18 protein-coding genes and 2 pseudogenes are annotated in these 23,521 nt (G+C 67.9%); 7 read left to right on the top strand and 13 right to left on the bottom strand.

The genetic code is table 11. The features are described from left to right. Positions 1 to 62 precede the first annotated feature (62 nt). Both HEP85_RS40690 and HEP85_RS40695 read left to right on the top strand, forming a co-directional pair. The gene (locus tag HEP85_RS40690; RefSeq protein ID WP_369658048.1) at positions 63 to 1,682 is read left to right on the top strand and encodes a phytoene desaturase family protein; all 1,620 of its coding nucleotides are present in this window, start codon (positions 63 to 65) and stop codon (positions 1,680 to 1,682) included. Between the two features lie 310 nt (positions 1,683 to 1,992). Then, positions 1,993 to 2,901, top strand: a complete 909-nt coding sequence (locus HEP85_RS40695) for an SDR family oxidoreductase (protein ID WP_168532290.1) — start codon at positions 1,993 to 1,995, stop codon at positions 2,899 to 2,901. 327 nt (positions 2,902 to 3,228) lie between these two features. Here HEP85_RS40695 and HEP85_RS40700 read toward each other — a convergent pair whose 3' ends face one another. The 3 genes from HEP85_RS40700 to HEP85_RS40710 all read right to left on the bottom strand — a co-directional run bounded on the left by HEP85_RS40700 (position 3,229) and on the right by HEP85_RS40710 (position 7,142). Then, positions 3,229 to 5,592 (bottom strand): glycoside hydrolase family 65 protein, encoded by a 2,364-nt coding sequence (locus HEP85_RS40700; protein WP_369658049.1) that lies wholly within the window; start codon positions 5,590 to 5,592, stop codon positions 3,229 to 3,231. Further along, positions 5,589 to 6,323, bottom strand: coding sequence for an HAD family phosphatase (locus HEP85_RS40705; protein WP_168532291.1), 735 nt, complete (start codon positions 6,321 to 6,323; stop codon positions 5,589 to 5,591). Before HEP85_RS40705 ends, HEP85_RS40700 begins: the two co-directional genes overlap by 4 nt. Positions 6,324 to 6,659: 336 nt before the next feature. Next, entirely contained in the window at positions 6,660 to 7,142 is a 483-nt protein-coding gene (locus HEP85_RS40710) for a MarR family winged helix-turn-helix transcriptional regulator (RefSeq protein ID WP_248002348.1), read from the bottom strand. Positions 7,143 to 7,227: 85 nt separating this feature from the next. On the opposite strand from HEP85_RS40710, the gene HEP85_RS40715 reads away from it, so the two are divergent. Then, positions 7,228 to 8,115, top strand: coding sequence for an alpha/beta fold hydrolase (locus tag HEP85_RS40715; RefSeq protein ID WP_248002349.1), 888 nt, complete (start codon positions 7,228 to 7,230; stop codon positions 8,113 to 8,115). 309 nt (positions 8,116 to 8,424) lie between these two features. After that, a pseudogene (locus HEP85_RS40720) lies at positions 8,425 to 8,724 on the top strand (transposase); the annotation flags it as partial. 80 nt (positions 8,725 to 8,804) lie between these two features. Here the strand turns inward: HEP85_RS40720 and HEP85_RS40725 are convergent. Continuing rightward, positions 8,805 to 9,542 (bottom strand): cyclopropane-fatty-acyl-phospholipid synthase family protein, encoded by a 738-nt coding sequence (locus HEP85_RS40725; protein WP_168532292.1) that lies wholly within the window; start codon positions 9,540 to 9,542, stop codon positions 8,805 to 8,807. Between the two features lie 236 nt (positions 9,543 to 9,778). Here HEP85_RS40725 and HEP85_RS40730 point away from each other — a divergent pair, with 236 nt between their 5' ends. Beyond that, entirely contained in the window at positions 9,779 to 11,371 is a 1,593-nt protein-coding gene (locus tag HEP85_RS40730) for an RICIN domain-containing protein (protein ID WP_168532293.1), read from the top strand. Positions 11,372 to 12,131: 760 nt separating this feature from the next. On the opposite strand, the gene HEP85_RS40735 is transcribed toward HEP85_RS40730, so the two are convergent. From HEP85_RS40735 to HEP85_RS40750, 4 genes are all read right to left on the bottom strand, one after another. After that, complete coding sequence (locus HEP85_RS40735) at positions 12,132 to 12,716, bottom strand: GNAT family N-acetyltransferase (RefSeq protein WP_168532294.1); 585 nt, start codon at positions 12,714 to 12,716, stop codon at positions 12,132 to 12,134. 257 nt (positions 12,717 to 12,973) lie between these two features. Further along, positions 12,974 to 13,906 (bottom strand): aldo/keto reductase family oxidoreductase, encoded by a 933-nt coding sequence (locus HEP85_RS40740; RefSeq protein WP_168532295.1) that lies wholly within the window; start codon positions 13,904 to 13,906, stop codon positions 12,974 to 12,976. A gap of 42 nt (positions 13,907 to 13,948) precedes the next feature. Continuing rightward, on the bottom strand, positions 13,949 to 14,809 hold the full coding sequence (locus HEP85_RS40745; RefSeq protein WP_168532296.1) for an aldo/keto reductase: 861 nt from the start codon (positions 14,807 to 14,809) through the stop codon (positions 13,949 to 13,951). Between the two features lie 692 nt (positions 14,810 to 15,501). After that, the gene (locus HEP85_RS40750) at positions 15,502 to 16,401 is read right to left on the bottom strand and encodes a LysR family transcriptional regulator (RefSeq protein WP_168532297.1); all 900 of its coding nucleotides are present in this window, start codon (positions 16,399 to 16,401) and stop codon (positions 15,502 to 15,504) included. 137 nt (positions 16,402 to 16,538) lie between these two features. Here HEP85_RS40750 and HEP85_RS40755 point away from each other — a divergent pair, with 137 nt between their 5' ends. Together HEP85_RS40755 and HEP85_RS40760 are read left to right on the top strand one after the other, a co-directional pair. After that, the gene (locus tag HEP85_RS40755) at positions 16,539 to 17,357 is read left to right on the top strand and encodes a 3'(2'),5'-bisphosphate nucleotidase CysQ (protein ID WP_168532298.1); all 819 of its coding nucleotides are present in this window, start codon (positions 16,539 to 16,541) and stop codon (positions 17,355 to 17,357) included. Between the two features lie 41 nt (positions 17,358 to 17,398). Continuing rightward, a complete protein-coding gene (locus HEP85_RS40760; protein WP_168532299.1) occupies positions 17,399 to 17,995 on the top strand; it encodes an NADPH-dependent F420 reductase in 597 nt (198 codons plus the stop codon). 154 nt (positions 17,996 to 18,149) lie between these two features. On the opposite strand, the pseudogene HEP85_RS40765 reads toward HEP85_RS40760, so the two are convergent. The 5 genes and pseudogenes from HEP85_RS40765 to HEP85_RS40785 all read right to left on the bottom strand — a co-directional run. Further along, positions 18,150 to 18,272, bottom strand: a pseudogene (locus HEP85_RS40765) (transposase); the annotation flags it as partial. Positions 18,273 to 18,495: 223 nt separating this feature from the next. Beyond that, entirely contained in the window at positions 18,496 to 20,166 is a 1,671-nt protein-coding gene (locus HEP85_RS40770; protein WP_248002350.1) for an MDR family MFS transporter, read from the bottom strand. Continuing rightward, a complete protein-coding gene (locus HEP85_RS40775) occupies positions 20,163 to 20,720 on the bottom strand; it encodes a MarR family winged helix-turn-helix transcriptional regulator (protein ID WP_168532300.1) in 558 nt (185 codons plus the stop codon). Before HEP85_RS40775 ends, HEP85_RS40770 begins: the two co-directional genes overlap by 4 nt. 872 nt (positions 20,721 to 21,592) lie before the next feature. Further along, positions 21,593 to 22,507: a PIG-L family deacetylase gene (locus tag HEP85_RS40780; RefSeq protein WP_329293844.1), complete on the bottom strand. Its 915-nt coding sequence runs from the start codon at positions 22,505 to 22,507 to the stop codon at positions 21,593 to 21,595. 208 nt (positions 22,508 to 22,715) lie between these two features. Further along, a complete protein-coding gene (locus HEP85_RS40785; protein ID WP_248002351.1) occupies positions 22,716 to 23,507 on the bottom strand; it encodes a tetratricopeptide repeat protein in 792 nt (263 codons plus the stop codon). Between the last annotated feature and the right edge of the window lie 14 nt (positions 23,508 to 23,521).

Below are 23,521 nucleotides of genomic sequence, written 5' to 3' on the forward strand. Positions count from 1 at the left end.
GGTACCGAGCTGGAGACGGCCGCCTACAGGGGCGGCGCCACCCATCAAGCCGGGAGCGATTCATGCCGGACGCCGTAGTGATCGGTGCGGGTCCCAATGGGCTGATCGCCGCGAACCTCCTGGCCGACGCGGGCTGGAGCGTGGAGGTCCTGGAGGCCCAGGACGAGCCCGGAGGAGCGGTCCGGCACGACCGCGGGGTCGACCCGGACTTTGCCAGCGACCTCTTCAGCGCCTTCTATCCTCTCGCCGCCGCGTCCCCGGTCCTCGCCGCCCTGAATCTGGAGCGGGAGGGCCTGGGTTGGAGCCATGCCCCTAAGGTCTTGGCCCACCCCTTGCAGGACGGTCGCTGCGCGGTTCTCAGCCGTGATCCGGAGGAGACCGCCGCGAGCCTGGAGACGTTCGCCCCCGGAGACGGAGCGGCGTGGAAGGAGCTGCGGGAGGTATGGGAGACGCTGCGGCCGGACATCCTCGATGCCTTGTTCACGCCCTTCCCCCCGCTCCGCGCCGGAGCCCGGCTGGCGTGGCGGCTGCGCGCCGCCGGCGGGCTACGGCTGGCCAGGACGATGGTGCTGCCGGTGCGGCGGCTGGGCGAGGAGGAATTCCGCGGCGAGGGCGGCAGGCTCCTGCTCGCGGGCAGTGCCCTGCACGCGGACCTCTCGCCGGAGGCAGCGGGCAGCGGCGGCTTTGGCTGGCTCATGTCCATGCTCGGCCAGACCTACGGGTTTCCCGTTCCCACCGGAGGCTCCGGGGCGCTCACCGCCGCTCTCGTCCGCCGCCTGGCGCGCCGCGGCGGCGCCGTCCACTGCGGGGAACAGGTCACCGAGGTCGTCGTGCACGGAGGGCGGGCCGTCGGCGTCCGCACCAGGAGCGGCGAGGCGGTCCCGGCCCGCAGGGCAGTGCTGGCCGACGTGTCCGCGCCGGCGCTGTACGGCTCTCTGGTGGCCGAACGGCACCTCCCCGGGCGGCTGCTCGCCGACCTGAAGCGCTTCCAGTGGGACTTCGCCACGTTCAAAGTTGACTGGGCGCTGAACGGCCCGGTGCCCTGGACCTGCCCGGAGGCTTCGCGGGCCGGAACCGTCCATCTCGCGGAGGGCGTGGACGGTCTCACCCGATTCGCCGCGCAGATCGCGATGGGCCTCATCCCCGACGAGCCCTTCGCCCTCTTCGGTCAGATGACCACGACCGACCCCAGCCGCTCTCCCCGGGGCACCGAGTCCGCCTGGGCTTACACGCACGTGCCGCATCGGGTACGGGGGGACGCCGGGGACGAGGGACTGAACGGTTCATGGGACACCCGCGAGCAGGAGGCGATGGCCGACCGCGTCGAGGCTCAGGTCGAACGCTATGCCCCCGGATTCCGCGGGCTCATCCGAGCGCGGCGCATCCTCGCCCCGCCCACGCTGGAGGGCTTGGACGCCAACCTTCACGGTGGCGCCATCAACGGCGGCACCACAGCCCTGCACCAACAGCTGGTCTTCCGTCCCGTCCCCGGCTCCGGCCGAGCGGAGACCCCCGTCCCCGGCCTCTACCTCGCCTCCGCCTCCGCGCACCCGGGCGGAGGCGTCCACGGCGCGCCCGGAGCCAACGCCGCGAGAGCGGCCCTGCGCCGGCATCGCACCGGCGCACTCTCCTCCCTGCAAAGCCGCCTCACCCACCGCGACCGCAAGGGGCAACGCGTGTGACTCGGGTACTCCGCCCACGCGTCGACACCGGCTGCGCCGTCGGGGGACGCCGACGGGGGAAGCCGACGGGTTCGGACTCCGAGGGACCGCGCGGCAACTACGTCCCGATCCCCTCGACGCCGTCGCCCAGAACTCGCGAGGCACGATGTGTCTCGGAACCGTGGCACGACCTCTGGTGTGGCACATGGATGGGCCAGCCCTTCGCGCGGTTCCGGCTCACCCGGTGGGGTGCTTGTGGGAGGTGGAGGAAGCGAGGGCGTGATCGACTGGCCGGAGCGAGGGGCCGCGCATCCGTCAGGAGGCAGCAGCGATGCAGAGCCGACCGAACGGGCGGGTGGCAGTAGTCACCGGGGCAGCGCGAGGGGTGGGAGAAGCAACGAGCCGCAACCTCGCACGGCGCGGACTGCGGGTGGCGCTGCTGGGACGAGAGCTGGAGTCACTGCGGCGCGTGGCGGACAGTCTGCCCACCGACACATGCTGCTTCGAGGTGGACGTCACCGACGAAGCCGCCATGCGGGGAGCGGCACGGGATGTCCAAACTCGGCTAGGGCCGGCATCGGTGGTCGTGGCGAACGCCGGGATCGCCACCGCGGGCCCCTTCGCCGCCAGCGACGCAGCCCTGTTCAACCGGGTCATCGACGTCAACCTCATCGGCAGCGCGAACACAGCCCGCGTCTTCCTCCCCCAACTCCTCCGCACCCGCGGCTACTTCCTCCAGATCGCCTCCACCGCCTCCTTCGGCTCGTCGCCCCTGATGAGCGCCTACTGTGCCTCCAAAGCAGGAGCGGAATCCTTCGCCCAGGCCCTGCGCACCGAACTGCGCCCCGAGGGCGTCGGCGTGGGCATCGCCTACCTTCACTGGACCGGCACCGACATGATCGACGCCCGCGACGACCATCCCGTACTGCGTGCCCTGCGCTCCCACCAGCCCGCACCCGTCCGCCGCGTCCACAGCCCCGAACAGGTCGCCGCCTGGCTGACCCGCGGTATCGAACACCGCGCCACCAGCGTCTACGCGCCACCGTGGTTGCGCCTCGTCCAGCCCCTGCGTCCTGTGCTGCCGCTGCTCGTTTCTCGCATCGCGCGCCGATCCCTCGCGAGCCTTTCCGCCGCGGAACTGCGCCGCACCACAGGCGTCCTGGGAGCAGGCGGCCGCGCGGACTGGGAGGCCCACCGACCGGAGCCACCGGCACCACCCGTCACCCCACCCCAGTGCTGATACGCCGGCACGGGAGGAGCTTCACCCTGGGCTTTCGTCCCTCGACCACACACTCTCGCTGACGACTGGAGCATGATGTGCCAGCGGCACGGCAAGACCGTGACCGCACGTTTCGCTCAGCGCGAGTGCGGGCTGCCGATCGGAGAACCCGGGGGTGATCGTCCACGTCGACGCACACCGACGTGAACGCGGACGTGAACAACGCCCGGGCCCTGGATCCAGCCCCTCTTGGCCGCCTCTGCCCGCTTGGAAGCGCGTGTCGAGGCCGAGTCCGGAGGCGATCGCCGCGATGCGGCGGGTCACGGTGCGCGCGCTCGTCCCCGACTGTCACTGCTTCCCGTGTTGCAGCCGGAGCTGACCGGGGCGGCGGCCCTGCGGTTGTTCGGGGGCCGGGCGCAAGGTTGAGCCGGGGACGGGGCGGCTCACAGGAGAGCCGACCGTGAGGGTGAGTGCTTCGTCGTGATGCCGAACCGTCATCGTTGAGCCGGCCAGCAGGGTGTAGGTGGCGATTCCTGTCTTGATCTCCACCCGCAGGCGGCGGCCCCAGATCCCCATGTGGAAGGTGAGCCGACTGAGTTTTTCAGGCAGTCGGGGCATGAACGACAGTGTGTCGCCGTTATGGCGCATGCCCCCGAAGCCGCAAACCAGGGCCATCCAGGTTCCGGCCAGTGAGGCGATGTGCAGCCCGTCCCGAGTGTTGTTCTCCAGGTCGTCCAGGTCCATCAGTGCGGCCTCGACGACATAGTCGTAGGCAAGTCGTTCATGGCAGACCTCCGCTGCCATGACGGCCTGGCAGCACGCGGACAGTGACGAGTCGCGGACCGTCAGCGGTTCGTAGTAGGCGAAATTGCGGGCCTTTTGGTCGGCGTCGAAGTACTGGCCGCACATGTACATGGCCAGCACCAAGTCCGCCTGCTTCACCACCTGCTTGCGGTAGATGTCGAAGTAGGGGAAGTGCAGCAGCAAGGGATACTGGTCGGGTCGGGTCGCGGCGAAATCCCACAGCTGGTGGCCAGTGAACCCCGCATGCTGCTCATGCACCTGCAGTTCGTCGTTATAGGGCAGGTGCATGGCCTGTGCGGCGTCGCGCCAGGTCGCCGCTTCCTCGTCGTCCACGCCGAGAGCCGCTGCCTCGTCGCGGTGACGTTCGGCGCTGTCGGCCGCTCCGCGCATGTTCCTGGCGGCCATGAGATTGGTATAGGCATTGTCGTCGGTGACCGCGCTGTACTCGTCCGGCCCGGTCACGCCGTCGATGTGGAAGATGCCGCGGTGGTCGTGATGGCCCAGCGACATCCACAGCCGGGCCGTCTCCACGAGGAGCTCCAACCCACTGGTCCGCTCGAAGTCCTGGTCGCCGGAGGCGGAGACGTAGCGGATGACGGCGTCCGCGATATCGGCGTTGACGTGGAAGGCGGCTGTGCCGGCCGGCCAGTAGGCGGTGCACTCCGAACCATCGATGGTCCGCCAAGGAAATGTCGCTCCGCGCAGTCCCAGCTGCCTCGCCCGGTCCCGTGCAGCCGGCAGAGTGCTCTGCCGCCAGCGCAGCGCCTCGGCGACGGCACCGGGCCAGGTGTAGGTAAGCAGCGGCAGGACGAAGGTCTCGGTGTCCCAGAATGAGTGGCCGTCGTAACCGGTGCCGGTCAACCCCTTGGCGGGGATGGCCCGCTGTTCGGCGCGGGCGCCGGCTTGCAGCACGTGGAACAGTCCGAACCGCACGGCCTGCTGGACTTCCTCGTCTCCGTCGACTTCGACATCGGAGCGTGCCCAGAACTCGTCCAGGTAGTGCCGTTGTTCATCCACCAACCCTTGCCAGCCGGTGCTGCCGGCGGCTGCGAGCGCGGCTTGCACCTGGTCCTGTACGGCGGGCAAGGAACGGATGCGTGACCAGCCATAGGCGACCAGTTTGTCGATCCTCAGCTTCTCGCCCGGGATCAGCAGCGACGTGACCGTCAGGCGCGCGACGTCGTCGCTGCTCTCGCTACTGGTCTCCGTCTGCCCAGGCCCCTGTACGGTGTGCTCGGCCGCGGCCGCGACCCGCAGATTGCTGTTGCGCGTGCAGTGCATCAGCAGGAGACGGTTCCCCACCGCATGGTTCTCCTCCGCGTCGAGTGGCGACTCCAGGACCGCAGCGGTGCGGGGATCGCCCGCGACTGACGGAAGCTGTTCGTTGGCGACGAGTTCGGACTGCACCACGACGCGTACCGGGGTGTCGACCGCTTCGACTTCGTAGGCGATCGCGGCGGTGGAGCGCTGCGTGAAGGAGACCATCCGCGTGGAGCGCACCCGCACCGTGCGGCCCGCCGGCGAGGTCCACGTACAACTGCGGTGGAGCAGACCGGCACGCAGATCCAGCACCCGCTCGTGGCTGCCGAGCCTGCCGTAGCGCACGTCGAAGGGCTCGTCGTCGACCAGCAGCCGCAGAATTTTGCCGTTGGTGACATTGATGGCGGTCTGGCCGGACTCGGGGTAGCCGTATCCTCCTTCCGCGTAGGGCAAAGGGTGCAACTCGTGGAAGCCGTTGAGGTAGGAGCCGGGCAGACCATGAGGATCGCCCTCGTCAAGGTTTCCGCGCCAGCCGACATGACCGTTGGAGAGCGCGAAGACCGATTCGCTCTGCGGCAGTAGATCCAAGTTGAGAAATGTTTCTTTCAGGGCCCAGGGATCGACGGCGAAACAACTGTCCGTGATCATTGCTGGTGCTCCAGCTCGGCGAGGTCCTGCACGACGATGTCAGCGCCGTGGGCGAGCAGGGCATCCGCCTGGCCGACCCGGTCGACCCCGACGACGTAGCCGAAGTGACCCGACCGACCGGCGTCCATTCCGGCCAGTGCGTCCTCGAAGACAGCCGACACCCGAGCTGTGACACCGAGGTCATGGGCGGCGGCCAGGAACGTATCGGGATGCGGTTTGCCGGGAAGCCCGCGCTCCGCGGCCACCAGCCCGTCGATGCGAACGTCGAACAGCGCCTCGGCCCCGACCGACACCAGGATCTCGCGGCAATTCGCGCTGGAGGACACGACACCTGTCTTCAAGCCGTGCTGCCGGACTGTTTGGATGTAGCGCATGGTGCCCGGGTACGATTCGACGCCCGTCGCGCTGATCTTCTCCAGCAATAGATCGTTCTTGCGATTCCCTAGACCCCGCACCGTGTCGCCCTCGTCGTCCGGGGAGCCCTCGGGAAGCTTGATGCCGCGCGAGGCGAGGAAGCTGCGCACACCGTCCGTGCGTGGCCTTCCGTCCACGTACTCGTCATAGTCCTCGGTGACGTCGAACGGCGTGAAGCCGGATCCGTCGTGCCGGAGGAGGAAGTCGTCGAACGTCTCCTTCCAGGCAGCCGCGTGTATGACGGCCGTCTTCGTGATGACACCGTCCAGGTCGAACAGGCACGCTTCAATCGATTCCGGCAGGCTGTACGGCCTCATCGAGTACGCCCTCCAGAAGAACGTCGCTGGATCGGCAGAAGGCTTGGTGATGCTTCGCTGCTCTCTGCCTGGGGCCCTGTCAGGCTGTGGTCACTTCCCGGCTACGCCCCTGCCCATCAATCACGATCCTCCCGATTCCGGGCAGGTGCAACAAACATGGCCGGAACGGCGACCCTTCCCAACCGACAACCCGACTGCGGAACAGTTCTTCTCCGACAGCCGGGCCGACCTGCACTTCTCTCGCACGAGCAACCGTCGTCGGTGTCCGCGAACCGTTCGAATCCTGCCGACAGCTGTCACCTCGGGTCGGACGGTTCCGTCCAGCGATCGGCGTCCTCAGGTGACCTCGCCGAGATCCTCATTCAGCCGTGCCGCGGCGTCAACGCTCGACGGCCGACCTGCGACAAACCGGGCCAGGTGTGTTTCAAGGGACTCGAGTTGCTCGAGCCCCATATGCGCTCCCCAGCGCTCGCGCACGTCGTCGAAGAGTGAGGCGCCGAGCGTCATCATGTCGTGGCCCCGGCCGGTGACCCGCAGCCGCTTGAGGCGGCCGTCGCTCGGGTCGTCCTCCCGCTCGACGTATCCGAGCTTCTCCAGTGCGGCAATCGTCCTGGCGGCACCCTGTTTGGAGACCGAGAGCCGACGGCCGAGCTCCGAGGCCGTGTCCGCTCCCTCGTCGATGGCGCGCAGGGCGAACTCATGCGATGCGCGCACGCCCGGGTGCCCGCGACGCGCCAGTTCACCGTGCACGTCGTCCACCATCGACTGGAAGCCGCCGAGAAGCAGCAGCGCGAGTTCAGCGCCCGGTGATCGTGCCATGCGACGAAGCATACGAGAAACGAGGTCGACAACCATGTTGTCGACCTATAGATTGACAACTATGTTGTCGATCGAGTCCAGGAGCATGATGGAACCCTTTGCCGGCGGCGCCACCATCCCGGGTGTCGAGCACCACCAAGTCAGCCTGAACGGGACCGAACTGCACTACATATCGGCCGGGACCAGCGGCTCTCCCGTCATGCTGGTCCACGGCTTCCCCGAGACCTGGTGGGTCTTCCGCAAGCTGATCCCCCTGCTCAGCGAGCACCATCGCGTATTCGCCCCCGACCTTCGCGGCTTCGGTGACTCCGCCACCGCGACCACAGCGCACGACAGTGTGACCGCGGCCCAGGATCTGTGTGAACTGATTGCGCGGCTCGACGTGGGCCCCGTCCATCTCACGGGCCAGGACATCAGCGGCCCCACCACGTTCCGTGTCACCGCCACACGACCCGACCTCGTGCGAAGCTATGCGGCGATCGAGACCGGACTGCCCGGGTTCGGTGTCGAAAGGCTCGCGGACGTCGCCCATGGCGGCGCCTGGCACATCGGCGTGCTCGCCGCCCCCGGCATCCCCGACATGCTGCTCGCCGGACGAGAACGGGCGTTCCTCGCGCAGTACGCGATCCCGTCGCTCTGCGTGACCCCTGACGCGTTCACCGACGACGATATCGACGAACTCGCCCGCTCCTACGCGCGACCCGACGCGTTCAACGGCGCGGCCGGACTGTACCGATCGATGCTCCGCGAAGGCGACGAAATCCGCGAACTGGCATCCCGGAAACTCACCACGCCCGTGCTCGCTGTCGGCGGCAGATCGGGAGAGTTCACCCCGGCGACCCTGCGCCAGGTCGCCGAGGACGTCAGCACCCTCTCACTCGACGGGATCGGCCACTATGCGGCGATGGAAGCCCCCGACAGGCTCGCGGACGGCCTCCTGTCCTTCTACGAGAAACTCGACAACCGGGGGTGACGCGGGCCGGTCCACGATCACTGGCACCCGACCGAGCGAGACACCGGAGAGACAGCCGACGGGCGTTGCGGTGTCGTAGGTCGAAGCCGTTCCGGCGCTCCGCGTGATCTGACCCCACGCGCCACTCGACGGGTGATAACGGACCGAGGCCCAGGCGCAAAGCGATGTTCGCGGTGGGCCCACGGGTCGCGCCAGGGGTGTGGGGAGCAGCTCGGACACCTGGTGGGTGGCATCGCGTCTCCGGGACATCCCCGCCTATGCGGGGAGGCCGGCTTCGGCGAGCAGGTGAACACGAACGGGGGACCAGCCGACGGCATCCACCTGCGGATCCGCCTGTCAGAGGCGAAGTCCTGCGTGCTGGTCGTCATGGGCGTGAGTGCGGACGGCACCAAGGAGCTGATCGCGATGGCCGACGGCTACCGGGAATCAGCCGAGTCCTGGGGCGACTTGCTGCGTGACTGTGCCCGGCGGGGGACGGGCGCCCAGCACTGGGCTTCTGGAAGGCCTTGGCTGGCCGAGGTGTTCCCCGAGGCCCGCCATCAACGGCGCTGGGTTCACGAAACGGCCAACGTGCTCCACGCGACCCCCAAGTCGGCCCAGCCTGGCGCGCGGAGGGAGCCGCAGGACACAGGGCGCGGGAGTACCGACGCGATCCATCGACGGGGCTGGGCGCTGGGGCTTGTCCAGGGTCAGTCGGATGTCTGACGAAGGACCAGACCGACGAAGCCCCACGTGTCGCGGTAGACGCGCAACCATTCGGTGCGGCGGACCGCGGCTGTCTCAAGCACCTGCGAGCTGTCCGGGTCGGCAGGGTGGTCCAGGGCCCATGAGGCCAGCGATCCCCAGCAGGCCCACTCGTAGTCGTCCAGTTCACGACGCGTGCTGACATGCCCGTGGACGGGAGTCCACCCGTCGGCGACGACGCGGTCCAGGGTGGTCGCCAGGTCGGTGAAGTCCCCGAGCATCTCGATGGCCTCCTGTGACGGCTCACGTTCCCAGAAGCCGTCACCGATCAGGACACGTCCGCCCGGAGCCAAGTGCCTACGTGCCGCCGCGAGGGTGGGCAGCAGGCCGCCGAGGGCATGCGTGGCCCCGACGCTGAGTACCAGGTCGAATGAGTCCGTGGAACGGAAGTCCGCGGCCTCCTGGCGGTGCAGTGCCAGGCGCGTTTGGACGCCCAGCCGGCTCGCGGCCTCGCGCGCCTGTCGAAGGGCGTCCTCGGAGATGTCGACCCCCTCGGCGTGCAGTTGCGGGTGCGCGGTCAGGGCGCGCAGAAGCCATTCCCCGCCGCCGCAGCCCAGGTCGAGTACCCGCTCGTCGCCACATGGGGCGCCATGTTCCAGCAGTTGTCGCACCGAGTCGTCGTCGAGTGGAGACTGGATCGGGTGGTTGGCATGGGCGAGCCTGGAGATCTGTTCACGATTCACCGGCGCAGCTTGACAGCGCCCGAGCTCCCACGCACGTCGATTTCCTCCGCGGACTGGACGTCCGTCAGACAACCGTCGGTCCACAGGTATTGACGATTGCTCAGGAAACAACGTCTTGGTCCGCAAGGCTCACCGGACCGGGGTAGCACGCGAAAGGGCGTCAGGCCTCTCGGCCTTGCCGTATGGATGTCGTAAGGAGTCGCGAGATGGGGGATTCAGGGGCCTATCGTCCCTCCTTGGTCGAGAAGAAAGATGTTTCTTACATGGAAGCCCTGTCCCGCCTGAGACGTGCCCTGGCCTGCGGGGTCGCCGCAGCCGTCGTAGTAGTCTCCGGCCTGGCTGCCCAAGCCCAGGCTGCGCCGGCGTCAACCGCCCCCGTGGACAAGACCTGCGGAACCCCATCCGTGCCGGCCGGCGGCAACTGCATGAGCTCGTTGATCAGCTCCGCCTTCGACATGATCAAAGCCGAGCGAGCGGCCGCCGACATCAACAAGCTGGACAACGCGGCGTTCACCCAGAACACCGCGACGAACTTGAGCGCGGAGTTTCCGGGCTTCAACGTCATGGTGTTCAAGACCGTGGGCACCGACCTGTTTGACTCCGAGTTCTTTGTGAACGAGCACACGGCTGACATGACGGGGGTGTTGCTCGACACCACCTACAAGCTCAAACATTTCCTGGACAAGGACCAAAAGGACCCCTCCGGCTATGACATCTTCCAGATCTGGGTCTTCCAGGGGGACTCGACCTTCCGCAACCGGGGTGACGGCGGCTTCATGAACTGGGCGTTCACCGGCAACGACAGCGACACCGTCAAAGAGGAGCCGTGGACCTGTCGGGCGAACACTTCGAGGCCCTACGAATGCGACGGCGACGTGCGCACCCTCCACTTCCCCGCGCGGTCCGGCTACGCCACCACGACCGGCAGCCTGACCCCCGACGCGAGCAGCCCCGGCTACCACGCCTGCCTGGACGTCACCGGCAACGGCACCGCGAACGGCACCCCCGTGCAGATGTGGGAGTGCAACGGCGGCGCCTCACAGAAGTGGACCTACAACGGTTACAAGCTCCAGGCGGCCAACGGCAAGTGCCTCGACCTGGAGGGCAACAACAACACGAACGGGACCAAGCTTCAGATCTGGGACTGCGAGGAAATCCCCGGTCAACGCTGGCACATGTCGCCCAGCGGCAGTTTGCGGCACATGACGGACCAAGACGACCGGTCCAAGGACATCTGCATGAACGACCTGAACGGCCAGACCGCCAACGGCAGCACGGTGGCAGCCTGGGCTTGCGGCTCCGCCGACAACCGGGACACCCCCAGCCAGAACTGGGCTTGGGGCGGCACCCCACCGACCACGTCCGGCAATCGGGCGATCTGGGTGGTCAACTCCGACAAGACCTACGTCAACACCGAGTACAACCGGTGCATGGTGCGCGGACCTGAGTTCGACAGCTCCAAGACCGGCGGCTTGGTGACCCAGCACGTGTGCCAGTCGACGGCGCCCAGCAGCCACCAGTGGGCAGCCGAGCTCCCCTCGTCCTTTGACAGCAAGGGCTACTACTGGATCAAGGCCGGCAACGGCATGTGCCTGACCGTCCCTTACAACAACGGCACCCCGCCGTCGGCCGGGACTCAGCTGTTCTGGTGGGGCTGCGAGACCCGCTGGTTCTCGGGCAGCCAGATGTGGAACATCATCCCGACCAAGGTCGGAACCAAGGGGGCCTACATGTTCATCAACAACTGGACGGGCCTGTGCCTGTCGATGGACCCAGCCACCGCCTCCGCCTCGGGCGGCAAGGTCACCCAGGACACCTGCCCGAAGTAACGCTCACACCCACGGGAGGGCCGGTACCAGAACACACCCGGCCCTCCCGCCCCGGGCGGACTTTTCCGACATGGCGTGGGACGTCCCTACCGCCGGAACCTCGTCCCACCGAAGCGGTCCTCACGGGCGCGCGAAGCGCAGGCGGCCTACCCGATCGATTGGTGGCGACCGGGTGGCAACTGGCCCTGGCAGTAGCCGTCATGGTGCGGGGCGTGCAGGGATCTCCTCCAGCGTGCTGACCATGACCGCCTCCACCTGGTCCACGCTGATGGTGGGTGGCCGGCCCGGCCGGGGCTCGTCCACCAGCCCGTCCGGACGGGCCGCCAGAAACCGGCGCCGCTACTTGCGGACCGTGTCCGCCGCGACCCGTAACTCCCGTGCCACCACAACAACGGCACATCAGCACCGTCGCATGCCAACACCATGCGGGCCCGCCACTGCCTGCGCAGATGACGCCCTGCGGGCCCAATGCTCCAACACCACACGCTCATCGGGCGACAACAACAACGGTTCCAACTTCGGACCACGACGAGGCACCGGCACACCCGCAGAAGCGGGCATACACAAACTAACGACGGATCTCCGGCGCAAGACACGAGCGGAACTCGCCACGACTCGGAAGGTCATCGCGGAACTCGCACCGACCGGGGCCGAATCCGAACCGTCCGAGTCGGCCACCGCCCACCAGGCCATCCTGAATGCCTTCAACACCCACCCCGATCAGGCGTTAACCTGGACGCGGCCGCCACCAGAAACGGAATTAAAGCCGCTCCTCGTGGGCTGGAATCGGCACGGCCGCCGGCCGCCACTCTCGCCTGATCAACCCGAACACCCACGAGTCGGATACCTCGCCGTTCACGACGCAGTCCTCCCGCAACGTCCCTTCACGCATGAATCCGATCTTCTCCAGGACCCGGGCGGATGCCACGTTGCGCGTATCGGTCTCGGCCTGAACTCGATTCAGGTCCAGGCTGTCGAATGCCCACTGCAGCAAGGCGTGCGCGGCCTCCGTCGCGAAGCCGTGGCCCCACATCGCTTCGCCGAGGACGTAGCCCAACGACGCGCTGCGGTGGTCCGGGTTCCATCTGGTCAGACCGCACCAGCCGACGAAGGCCCCGTCAGAAGCACGGTCGATGGCCACCCGCACCCCGGTGTCTTCGTCCGCCATCTTCCGGCACATCGCGATGAAGCGCTCGGCGCGAGCCCGTTCGTCCCACGGCGGGGAGTCCCAGTAGCGCATTACGTAGGTGTTGCCGTGCAGTGCGAAGAGGCGGTCCGCGTCGGCGTCGGTGAAGGGACGCAGCCGCAGGCGAGCGGTGTGCAGCATGGGGGTGGCCAAAGTCATGCGCACCATCTTGTGTCCTCATGGGGCGGGCAGAACGCCGAATATCCGATCTCGGTTCGGTCCTCACGACCAAGGCACCGCCTATCAGCAGATCGTGCACCGCACGGCTACTCGGCCTGCCCGCCGACGACCCGGACATGAACGTCACCGACAGCCGCCTCGCCCGCCAAGGCTTCCTCACCAAAGCCGGACGAGGCCACTACCAGAAACGGACTGAACGACCTCTGAGGCCCATGCAGATGGCGTCGGGTCGGAGGTCAGGGCACGATGTAGTTCGCGGCGCGGAACAGTTCGTACCATTCCGCACGGGTCAGTGGTACGTCCGATCCGAGGGCCGCGTCCACGACGCGCTGCGGTGTGGTGGTACCGATGACCACCTGCATCCGGGCGGGGTGCCGGGTGATCCAGGCTGTCGCGATGGCCAGGGAGGGCACACCGTACTTCGCCGCCAGGCGGTCGATGACGGCGTTGAGCTTGGGGTGGCGCTCCGAGCCGAGGAACGGTCCGTCGAAGAAGCCGGCCTGGAACGGTGACCAGGCCTGCACGGTGATGTCGTGCAGGCGGCAGTAGTCCAGGAGCCCGTCGTCACGGCTGACCGACTGGTCCAAGCCCTGCATGTTGGCTGCGACGCCTTGCGCGATGAGCGGGGCGTGCGTGATCGACAGCTGGAGCTGGTTCACCACCAGCGGCTGACTGACGTGGCGCTTCAACAGGTCGATCTGCCGGGAGGTGTGGTTCGAGACGCCGAAGGCCCGTACCTTGCCTGCCGTGGCGAGTTCGTCGAACGCACGCGCGACTTCCTCGGGTTCGACCAAGGCGTCGGGACGGTGCAGCAGCAGGATGTCGAGGTAGTCGGTGCCAAGGGCCTTGAGTGAACCGTCCACCGACTCGATGATGTGTTCGTAGGAGAAGTCGAAGTACGGGCCTTCGCGGACGATGCCCGCCTTTGACTGGATGATCAACTTTTCGCGCTGCGAGGGGCCCAGTCGCATCGCCTCGGCGAAACGGCGCTCGCAGCCGTGCAGTTCGCTGCCGTACACGTCGGCGTGATCGAGGAATGTGATGCCGGAGTCCATCGCGGTGGCGAGGAGTTCTCGTACCTCTGCGTCGCTCTTGTCCTGGATGCGCATGAGGCCGAGCACGATGTTCGGGACGACCATTTCGGTGCCGGGCAGCTTGAAATTCTTCACGATCGGATCCTTGTCCATCAGTAGTTTTCGGTGCCGGGCGCCTCAGGCCGCCGAGAGGCGGGAAATCTGCTCAGGAGTGAGTTTGACGTCGGTGGCGGCCGCTGAGTCACGGATGCTTTCGGGGCGAGAGGACCCGGGAATCGGGACCACCACGGGCGCGAGAGCAAGCTCCCAGGCCAGCGTCACCCGGTAGACGCTGACGCCTACCTCGTCCGCGACCTCTCGGAAAGCGGCGTGTTGCGCCGAGAGTTCGGGCGCGTTCGCTATGCCGCCCAACGGGCTCCAGGGCAGGAACGCGATCCCTAGTTCGTTGCAGCGTTCCAGCTCGCGCAGACTTGAACGGAACCTGGGCGAGAACTGGTTCTGGACCGAGTCGAGCCGACCGCCCAGGACCTCGTTCGCCTCGTCGATCTGGTCCACAGTCGCGTTGGAGATACCCGCCATGCGGATCACGCCCTCGTCGAGCAGGTCACGGATTGCACCGATCGAATCGGCGTACGGGACGCGCGGGTCGGGGCGGTGGAACTGGTAGAGGCCGATCGCCTCGACGCCCAGGCGCTTGGCCGACTCCTTGGCGGCCTGCTTGAGATGGGCCGGATTGCCGTTCAGAGTCCAACTGCCGTCGCCGGGCCGCAGGTGACCCCCCTTCGTCGCGACGAGCACGACGTCCGCTCCCCGGCCGTACGCGCGCAGAGCCTGGGCGATGAGCTCCTCGTTGTGTCCGACCTCGCCGGCGTCGCGGTGATACGCGTCCGCCGTGTCGATGAGCGTGACACCGGCATCGAGCGCAGCGTGGATCGTCGCGATCGATCTGCGGGTGTCGGGGCGGCCCTCAATGGACATCGGCATTCCGCCGAGCCCGATCGCCGACACCGTCTGTCCGCCGATCGTGCGTTGCTTCATCGAACGTCTCCTCCGGATGTGGAAGACAGGTGGTCGAGGTCTTCTCGCACGGAAGGCCTGTCTGACCGAGCCTAGGAATCAATGATTCGCAAGTCCAACAGTTGCTGGTCATGGCATTGAGAAATGGAATGGATGAATGGATCCGCAGCAGATGTACTACGTGGCGTGCTTGGCGAGTGAGGAGCGTCGCTTAAGTAGTGCAACGGTGCTTTTTCTGGTTGCTGGGCAGGCCTTCAGGGGCTGTGGCCTTGTTGTCTGTAGTGACTGGGGCAGGCTTGCTGTTGGCGCCCGCGACGCCATGTCGACCAGTGCAAGGTGTGGTCGAGGGGGGAGGGGCGGCGGTCGGTGGGCCGGCTGATTCAGACGTCTGATCTCGGCGAGGCTGAGGTGGATGAGCTGGGAGGATCCGTTTCTGCTTCTCCGCATCCAGTCCCTGGGTCGTAGAACGGTCAGGCAGGCGTGGGCGGCGCCCTCTACCGCCTCGTCACCGGTGACCGGCATTCGCACCGTCACGCGTGACCTGCTGAAGGCATACGCATGCGAACACCAGACGGCTCCCGCACCTGTTCGTAGGACGGAAGCCGTCAGTGTGCGGTCAGGAGGGGGCGACTGCATCGAGGGCCGGTGACATGGCCGGTGTCGTCAGGAAGGGGCACGTTCCACGGCCAGATCATCTCCTCCGTGACGAGCAGTTACGGGGCAACGCTCAGCGCGGTTCGTGCCAGTCCGCGCAGCCAGGCGTGGGCGTGGTCGGTGTCGTAGCGCTGATGCCACGACAGGTACACCGGTGCCGAGGGCAGTTCGATCGGGAGGGGGAGCAGGACCAGGCCGAGGTCGGCGACCGCGGACCGCGTGGTGGCTTCGGGGACGCTGATCACGAGATCGGAACCGCGCGCGAACTCCAGCGCGGCCGCTTCCGTTGGCACGGTCGCCACCACGCGGCGGGTGAGGCCGAGCTGCGCGAGGGCGTCGTCGAGGGCATTGCTGAGGTTTCCACGTCGCGAGACGGTGACGTGCTCAGCGTCGGCGTACCGCTGTGCGGTGACGGTCCTGACGCGCGCGAGGGGGTGCCCCTGCCTCACGACGATGACGAGGCGGGTCTCACCCACGTTCTCGGCACGGATGTCAGGTGCGCTCGGGCGGTTGGCGTTCGCCTCCAGGTCGACCTCGCCGCGCCGCAACTCGGGGGTGTCGATGCTCGATTCCGCGACGAAGCGCAGGCGCACGCCCGGCGCCTGTCCGCGTACGGCCGCGAGCAGTGCGGGGCCGCTCAGGGCGACCAGGGAATCGTGCCAGCGGAGTGTGAAAGTGCGCTCCAGCGTTGCCAGATCGAGTTCACGGCTCGGCGCCAGCACCCCCTGGACCTGGTGCAGCAGCTCGTGCACCTGCTCCCGGACGGCGATCGCATACGGCGTCGGGGTCATCGTGCGGCCGGTGCGCACCAGGATCTGATCCCCGGTCGTGCGCCGGATTCGGCCCAGACTCCGGCTCATCGCGGGTGCGGTGACGTGCAGGCGTGCGGCCGCGCCGGCCACACTTCCGTCCTCCAGCAGCGCGTCGAGCGCGGCGAGCAGGTTCAAATCCAATTGCATGTGAGTAATCCTAGCCGTGCTTGACATGCATTTGAAGTTAATTGAGGGCCTGTATACCTTCGAGACGAGAGCGCAAGACGGAACGCACAGCTCGGCCCGACCGACCTCATCACCCCTCCTCACACGGGAGTACCGCCATGCCCGAAACGCTTCAGACCACTGACGCCGCCGCCTCCGACGCCGACCTTCTCGACCAGACCGCGATCGCCGTGCGCGCGGCCGGTTCGGCGCTGCGCGAGCGCTTCGGCGAGGTGGTCCGCTACGAGACCCGCGAAGAGCTGATGCGCGCGCTCGCCGCCAACGACGACACGGCCCTCGACATCCTGCGCCCCCGCCTCACGCGCCTGCGCCCGGACGCCGGCTGGGTGGAGGAGGAGCTGGACGGCGGGGCGCTGCCGTCCGGCGAATGGTGGGTCGTGGATCCGGTCGAAGGCAATGTCAACCACCTGCACGCCCTGCCGGATTGGGCGGTGACCGCCACCCTCGTGCGCGAGAACCAGCCGGTGCTCACCGTGGTCCACCTGCCGTTGACCGGCGAGACCTACACCGCGCTCACCGGCGCGGGCGCCCATCTCGACGGCCGGCCGTTGCACGTCGCCCAGACCGCGGACCTCGGCCTGAGCATCGTGGCCACCAGCCAGGCCCGGCCGGACGAGGACGAGAAGGTCGTGCGGCGCGTCGGCTCCTCGATCACCGCGATGCTCTTCGACGCGCTCGTCGTCCGCACCGCCGTGCCCGCGACCCTGCACCTGCTGAACGTCGCCGCCGGGCGGATCGAGGTCTTCTGGCAGTTCGCCGGTGCCCGCGCGGACCTGCTGCCCGGGGCCCTGCTCGTCACCGAGGCGGGCGGACAGATCACCGACGCCGAGGGCCGCCCCTGGACCCCGCAGAGCGAGGGCTTCCTGGCCGCCGCGCCCGGCGTCCACGCCGAGGCCGTTGCCACGCTCTCACGCTGACCGCGCACCACAACCCGCACGCATGGAAGGACCAGATCATCATGACCACGATCGCAGTTCTCGGAAACGGCCGGGTCGGCGGCAACCTGGCCACAGCCCTCACTCGGGCAGGGCATGAAGTGACCGTGGCGGACCGCGCGCCGGGCGCCGCCGCCGACGCCGCCCGGACAGCCCAGATCGTCATCAACGCCACCCCCGGCGCCGGCTCGCTGGACCGGCTCGTCGTCCTGCGCGAGGAACTGCGCGGCAAGATTCTCGTCGACGTCTCCAACGCCACCGTCGACGGACCGGGCGGACTGCCCGCCGACCTGATCTACCCCGGCTCAAGCCTCGCCGAGCTTCTCCAGGAAGCGCTCCCCGAAACACGCGTCGTCAAGACACTCAACACCATGCTCTTCCCGGTGATGACGGCGCCGGCCATACTCACCCAGGCGCCCGACGCCTTCCTCTCCGGCGACGACCCGCAGGCCAAGCAGACCGTCCGCGAACTGCTCACCAACCTCGGCTGGCGGAAGGAGTGGATCACTGATCTCGGCGGGATCCAGACCGCCCGCGCGACGGAAGCCGCGATCCTGTTCGTACCGCACGTGATCCGGTCCAGCGGGTTCGCGCCCTTCGCGATCTCGATCGCCCGCTGATCCGCATACAGTGCGGAGAACAACGTGGGATTTGAGGCGGTTTCCCGTCGCTGGGTTCGCTCCGCGGAACGTGGAGGTTTGCCATCACGGCCCCGAAGCCGTCGCGTCAGCCGATGTCGGCACAAGTGTCGGCCGCTGCCCGGACCATGGTGAGAATCCGTTCCCAGGTGCCGTCCACGGCCCACCTGATCAGCCGTGATCGAGCGGTCTTGAACGAGCCGAGCTCGACCGGCAGGTCGCGCCAGGGCGAGCAGGCGCGGTATGTCCGTGCGATGGCCCGCGAGCAGCTGCCGCAGACGTCCCCGACGCCCCAGGCCGCACCGGTCTCCCCGGCCGGGTCGTCGCGGCCGAACGCGTGATCGAGCTGCCGCAGGGCGCGTGCGGACAGCCGGTCGTCGGCGCGCAGGAGCGGGCGACGTCAGCGCGAGATCCGGGAAGAGAGTGGAACGCTGCGGGAAGGCAGGGGTCTTCCCGCAGCGCTCAGGCTCCGTCCGGTCTACTTACTTCGCCTCGGTCTCGGCCGGGTCCTTGGTGAAGGCCGCGGCCGTGGTGCGCAGCGGCACCTCCTTGATGAAGAAGGCCAGTATGAAGGCGCCTACCAGCACCACGGCGCCGACCAGGAACGCCACGGTGACCGCGTTCGTGAAGCCGACCTTGAAGGGGTGGGCGAGGACCGGGTCGAGGTGGCTCAGGAAGGACGTGTCGTTGAGGGTGCCCGCCGAGCCGGAGGACGCGGAAGTGAGCGTCTTGAGCTGGTCGGGGTGGGCCTGGGCCGCGGCCTGGAAGGCGGCTGTGCCGCGTGCGTCGGCGAAGGCGTCGCTGATCTTGCCGCCCACCACGGAGTAGACGATCGACAGGAACACGGCGACACCCGCCGTACCGCCCATCTGCCGGAAGAACGTGGTGGACGAGGTGGCGACGCCGATGTCGCGCGGCGGCACGGCGTTCTGCATGGCCAGCACGATGGTCTGCATGTTCAGACCCAGGCCGGCGCCGACCACGAACATCGAGATGTCGGCGTAGAAGAGACCGCTGTCGGCCGACAGCCGCCACAGCATGAGCATGCCGATGACAAGCAGTCCGCCACCGATGATCGGGAAGATCTTGTACCGGCCGGTGCGCGAGGTGATCTGGCCCGCGACGACGGAGAGCGCCATGATGCCCAGCACCAGCGGGAGGGTCAGCAGACCCGCCTTGGTCGGGGAGTTGCCCTTGACGAGCTGGAGGTAGAGCGGCAGCAGGGTGATTCCGCCGAACATGCCGATACCGATGATCATCGACTGGGCGGCCCCGACGGCGAACACGCCGTTACGGAAGAGCCGCATCGGCAGCAGCGCGTCCTCTCCGGCCCGGTGCTCGGCGAACAGGAAGCTGACGATGCCGAGGACGCCGATGACGTAGCAGGCGAGCGAGGAGGTGGAACCCCAGCCCCACGTCCTGCCCTGTTCCGCGACGATCAGCAGGGGCACCAGTGCGACCATGAGCGAGATGGCGCCCGCGAAGTCGATGCGGTGCTCGCGCCGGTTGTGCTCGAGGTGGAGGACCTTGGCCACCACGATCAGCGCGACGATGCCGATCGGGACGTTGATGAGGAAGATCCAGCGCCAGCCGTCGATGCCGAGCAGGGTGTTCTGGCCGGCCAGCGCGCCGCCGACAACCGGGCCGAGCACGCTTGACGTGCCGAAGACGGCCATGAAGTAACCCTGGTACTTCGCCCGTTCACGCGGCGCGATGATGTCGCCGATGATCGCGAAGGCGAGGGAGAACAGACCGCCGGCGCCTATGCCCTGGAAGGCGCGGAACGCGGCCAGCATGTACATCGAGGTGGAGAGTGTGCAGAGCGCCGAGCCGGTGATGAACACCGCGATGGCGAAGAGGAAGAAGGGCTTACGCCCGTACTGGTCGGACAGCTTGCCGTACATCGGCGTGGCGATCGTCGAGGTGATGAGGAACGCGGTGGTCACCCATGCTTGCGCGGTCAGCCCGTTGAGGCTTTCACCGATCCTGTAGATCGCGGTCGAGACGACGGTCTGGTCCAGGGCCGCCAGGAACATCCCGAGCAGCAGGCCGGACAGGATCACCATGATCTGCCGGTGGGTGTAGCCGGTTCTCGGCGCTTCCCCTGTACCGGCCGAGCCGGTATCGGCGGACGCGGCGCTGGTGGAACTCATGCGGTGGTCTCCTTTTGGCTCACCGGGGGACGGAAGCCCTTCCAGTCCTTGGCTGCGAGCGCGGTTTTGTACGTTTCAAAGTCGTCGATAAAGCGCACCAGCAGTGCGGCCAACCTCTCGCGGTCCTGGTTGTCCCATCCGTGGAGCATTTCCTCGAAATGCGTGTCGCGTGACCGTGTCCGGTCGGCGACGGAGCGCCGGGCCCTGTCGGTGGCCACCAGCTGGCAGGCGCGCCCGTCAGCTGGGTCGGAGCGTCTTTCGAGGAAGCCGTCACGTACGAGTTGTGCCGCATGACGGCTCACCGTGGAGGGATCGGACTCGACCAGCTCCGCCAGCTTCTTGACGCGCATGGGCCCGTTTTTCACCAGTACGCTCATCAGGATCTGGACCGACCAGTCGACGTCGTCACGAGCGCGGTCCAGCAACTGAGCGCGCGTGCGGATGAACATCCGCATAAGGCGGTCGACGCCCTCGGCGAGTTGCCGGATGGGCTCATGGCCCTCGGACTCCCCGGGTGACGTGCCGTGATCCCCGTCCGGGGGCAGATTGCCCATGCCCGTACCTCTCATGGCCTCACCAAGCAGTTGCATGTGTCGCGCAACTATATATCGTCGGCAGGGCGCCGAAGCCGGGGTGGGCGAGATGCGCCGGCCGGAGAAGGCTGGGGCGTGTGGACGCAGGGTGGAACCTTGATCGATCCGGCGAGCCCCGCCTGACATCGACCGCCGTCGTGGCGCCGCCCGACTCCTCCATGAAGGTGGCCGCCGGCTTCCGGCTTCGAGCCTGCCGGTGAAACGGATGGGCTGACGGCGCGGTACGAAGCTGATGCGCATGCGGCGGCATTGTGGGAACGTAGATATATCTGGCCCGCCGCGCTCCCCCCCAGCGACGGGCCAGGTGCGTGCCCGGTCTGCCGGAGAGAGTGACGGCGAGGGGGCCGCCGGGGCAGTCGGCGAGATACTCGGCGAGCGCGGCCCGTCCGGTAGGGCCGGCGCGAGGCGGTGGCGGATCTTGCGACGGCATCTGAGCGATAAATGAGCAGGAGCCGGGATGCGCGCTGTGTTCGCCAGGCGGGCGACCCGGGCGGCGACCTTTGCCGCAGCCCGCCCAGGCGTCCGACTCGAGCCACCTGATCTGGCGTCTTCGTGATCGGGACGTCGGCAGCGCCGGACCGCGTGGATCATGAACAGGCCCGTGCGTCCACGGTGGCAGGCGTTGCGGTGCTCTCGGGGGCAGCTTGTACCAGTGGTCGCGCCGAAGGGCGGGAACCTTCTCAAGGCTCACCGCCCACCGTCGCCTCGAGCGTGACTACGAGACCAGGACCTGCCGCCCCATCAGGTTGGATAAGGCCCATTCTGCAGATCGACTGTCAGCAGGTCCCGATTTGTCCCGCCATCCGGCGGAGGTCACCGCACGGTAGGTCCCGCTACCAGGACGTCATGGGCTGCGTGATCTGCCCGGTCCGGTACCCCGAGGGGATCGTGAACACGAACTCCCTGGGGTCGGCGTGCGCGCTCTCCAGCTTGTCGGGCACGCTGTGGTAGCCGAGCGCGTAGAAGTTCCGGCTCGGGTCCCAGGTGTTGTAGCAGTAGATCGAGTTGCGCTTTATGGCCATGTGGTTCGACGGGATGTTCAGCACGTACGCGGCGCCGTTGGCCCGCTTGCTCGTCGGAATGTCGTAGGCGTAGACGTAGTTGAACCGTACGTCCGTCAACACGCCCTCATTCATGAGGAGATATGCGGCGTCAGAGATGGCCTTGTGGGTGTCGGTGACCTCGAGCCAGCCGGCGGTGAACTTGTGCGAGGCGCCCGGGTACTGCTGCGCGAGGGCCTTGATCTTCGCCTTGACCTTGTTCACGAACGCGTTGTAGTGGTCCGGGGTTCCGTACGCGGCGTCGCTCAAATTGAAGTTGATGACCTTGTCGACCCCGAGGTTCTTCGCCGAGGCCATGAACTCCGTGGTGCGGCCCGGTACGATCATGCTCGTCCCGTCCGTCGGCCACGAAAGATTGTGGTGGCCGCCCGCCGCGCACGGGTGGCTGGACGCCCCCCACGTGGTCAGCGGGCACGGGTCCCCGTTCATCAGCGTCGCCAGGTCGCCGTTCTCGCCCTTGGTCACGAGGACCAGGTAGACCGGCCGGCCGGCGGCCTTGTGCTCCAGGATGGACCCGGCGAGGCCCAGCGCGTCGTCGTCCTGGTGCGGCGAGTAGAAGATCGCCGGTGCCGCCGCCGCCGAGGCTTTCGGTGCCCAGAGCGTGCTGCTCGCCACCGCGGCCCCGGTCACTGCCCCGGCCACCAGCATCTGGCGCCTCGTCATCTGCTGTCCGTCACTCATCCCCATGATCCGTTCCCTCGGTGTGTACGGTTCCCGGCCCATCGGCGTCACGCCCCCGGCCGCGGCGGGTCCTGCGGAAGTCCCGTGCGCACGGCCGGGACCCCGGGAACAGTCGATCACCGTGGCGCCCGGCAGCCCAGGCACTTCCACCGGCAGATCTGGCGTCCGGTCCACTTCTGCCGGTACCGGGAGTTCCGTCTGACCGGCGGCGGACTCATCGGCCCTGGGTGGTCCGCATCCGGTCGAGTTCGACCAGTTCCGCGGAGGCCTCGGCCTGCCGGGGGCTGTTGAGGCCGCCGAGGGCGTCGTCGGCCGCGCGCAGAAAGTCCCGGGCCTCGTCCAGGTGGTTCAGGTGACGGAGCACGCGCCCGAGGTCGAGCCGGGCGGGTTCGCTCCAGGCGGCCATCCGGGCCCTCTCGAAGTTCGTGACGGCCCGGCGCAGCGGTTCTTCGGCCTCGGCCCAGCGGCGCAGGGCTGCCAGGTCGCGGCCGGTCTCGGCGAGTGCGACGGCGTGATAGGCGGCCACCAGGTCGGTTGACTGCCCGGGCATCCCGGTACGGCAGATCGCCTCGCTGCGGCGGTGGACGGCCAGCGCTTCCTCGGCACGGCCGACATCCCGCAGGTTGTTGCCGAGTGTGTTCAGGACGGTGAGTTCGGCGAGCCGTCCGTTGGCGGAGGTCTGGCCTTCGAGGCAGGCGGCGGCTTCGCGGAGCCGGCCTATGGCCTCGTCGATCCGGCCCAGGCGCTGCAGGGCCCCGGCGGCGTAGCCGAGCGCCCAGCCGGTCTGCAGGGTGTCGGCGATCTCGCGGGCGGCGGTGAGGGCGAGTTCGGCGGTCTGCAGAGCGGCGGTGTGGTCGTAGCGGCAGTTGTTGTGGGCCCACGCCAGGTAGTTGAGGTGGACTGCCTCGTCGTGCCTGCTGCCGAGGGCGCGGGACGATTCGACGGCGGACGTGAACACCTCGGCCCACAGGCCCCAGTGCTGGTTGAGGTCGGAGAACCAGTGCATGGCTTCCGCCGCGT

Origin of the sequence: Streptomyces sp. RPA4-2, assembly GCF_012273515.2 — a bacterium.
GTDB lineage: Bacteria > Actinomycetota > Actinomycetes > Streptomycetales > Streptomycetaceae > Streptomyces > Streptomyces kaempferi.

What these genes read in the sequence shown, in the direction of transcription:
- HEP85_RS40760 (WP_168532299.1), top strand. Translation starts at nt 17,399, where the DNA reads ATGACCACGATCGCAGTTCTCGGAAACGGCCGGGTCGGCGGCAACCTG.
- HEP85_RS40755 (WP_168532298.1), top strand. Translation starts at nt 16,539, where the DNA reads ATGCCCGAAACGCTTCAGACCACTGACGCCGCCGCCTCCGACGCCGAC.
- HEP85_RS40735 (WP_168532294.1), bottom strand. Translation starts at nt 12,716, where the DNA reads ATGACTTTGGCCACCCCCATGCTGCACACCGCTCGCCTGCGGCTGCGT.
- HEP85_RS40695 (WP_168532290.1), top strand. Translation starts at nt 1,993, where the DNA reads ATGCAGAGCCGACCGAACGGGCGGGTGGCAGTAGTCACCGGGGCAGCG.
- HEP85_RS40705 (WP_168532291.1), bottom strand. Translation starts at nt 6,323, where the DNA reads ATGAGGCCGTACAGCCTGCCGGAATCGATTGAAGCGTGCCTGTTCGAC.
- HEP85_RS40700 (WP_369658049.1), bottom strand. Translation starts at nt 5,592, where the DNA reads ATGATCACGGACAGTTGTTTCGCCGTCGATCCCTGGGCCCTGAAAGAA.
- HEP85_RS40785 (WP_248002351.1), bottom strand. Translation starts at nt 23,507, where the DNA reads ATGCACTGGTTCTCCGACCTCAACCAGCACTGGGGCCTGTGGGCCGAG.
- HEP85_RS40775 (WP_168532300.1), bottom strand. Translation starts at nt 20,720, where the DNA reads ATGGGCAATCTGCCCCCGGACGGGGATCACGGCACGTCACCCGGGGAG.
- HEP85_RS40745 (WP_168532296.1), bottom strand. Translation starts at nt 14,809, where the DNA reads ATGAAGCAACGCACGATCGGCGGACAGACGGTGTCGGCGATCGGGCTC.
- HEP85_RS40710 (WP_248002348.1), bottom strand. Translation starts at nt 7,142, where the DNA reads ATGGCACGATCACCGGGCGCTGAACTCGCGCTGCTGCTTCTCGGCGGC.
- HEP85_RS40770 (WP_248002350.1), bottom strand. Translation starts at nt 20,166, where the DNA reads ATGAGTTCCACCAGCGCCGCGTCCGCCGATACCGGCTCGGCCGGTACA.
- HEP85_RS40780 (WP_329293844.1), bottom strand. Translation starts at nt 22,507, where the DNA reads ATGGGGATGAGTGACGGACAGCAGATGACGAGGCGCCAGATGCTGGTG.
- HEP85_RS40750 (WP_168532297.1), bottom strand. Translation starts at nt 16,401, where the DNA reads ATGCAATTGGATTTGAACCTGCTCGCCGCGCTCGACGCGCTGCTGGAG.
- HEP85_RS40715 (WP_248002349.1), top strand. Translation starts at nt 7,228, where the DNA reads ATGATGGAACCCTTTGCCGGCGGCGCCACCATCCCGGGTGTCGAGCAC.
- HEP85_RS40690 (WP_369658048.1), top strand. Translation starts at nt 63, where the DNA reads ATGCCGGACGCCGTAGTGATCGGTGCGGGTCCCAATGGGCTGATCGCC.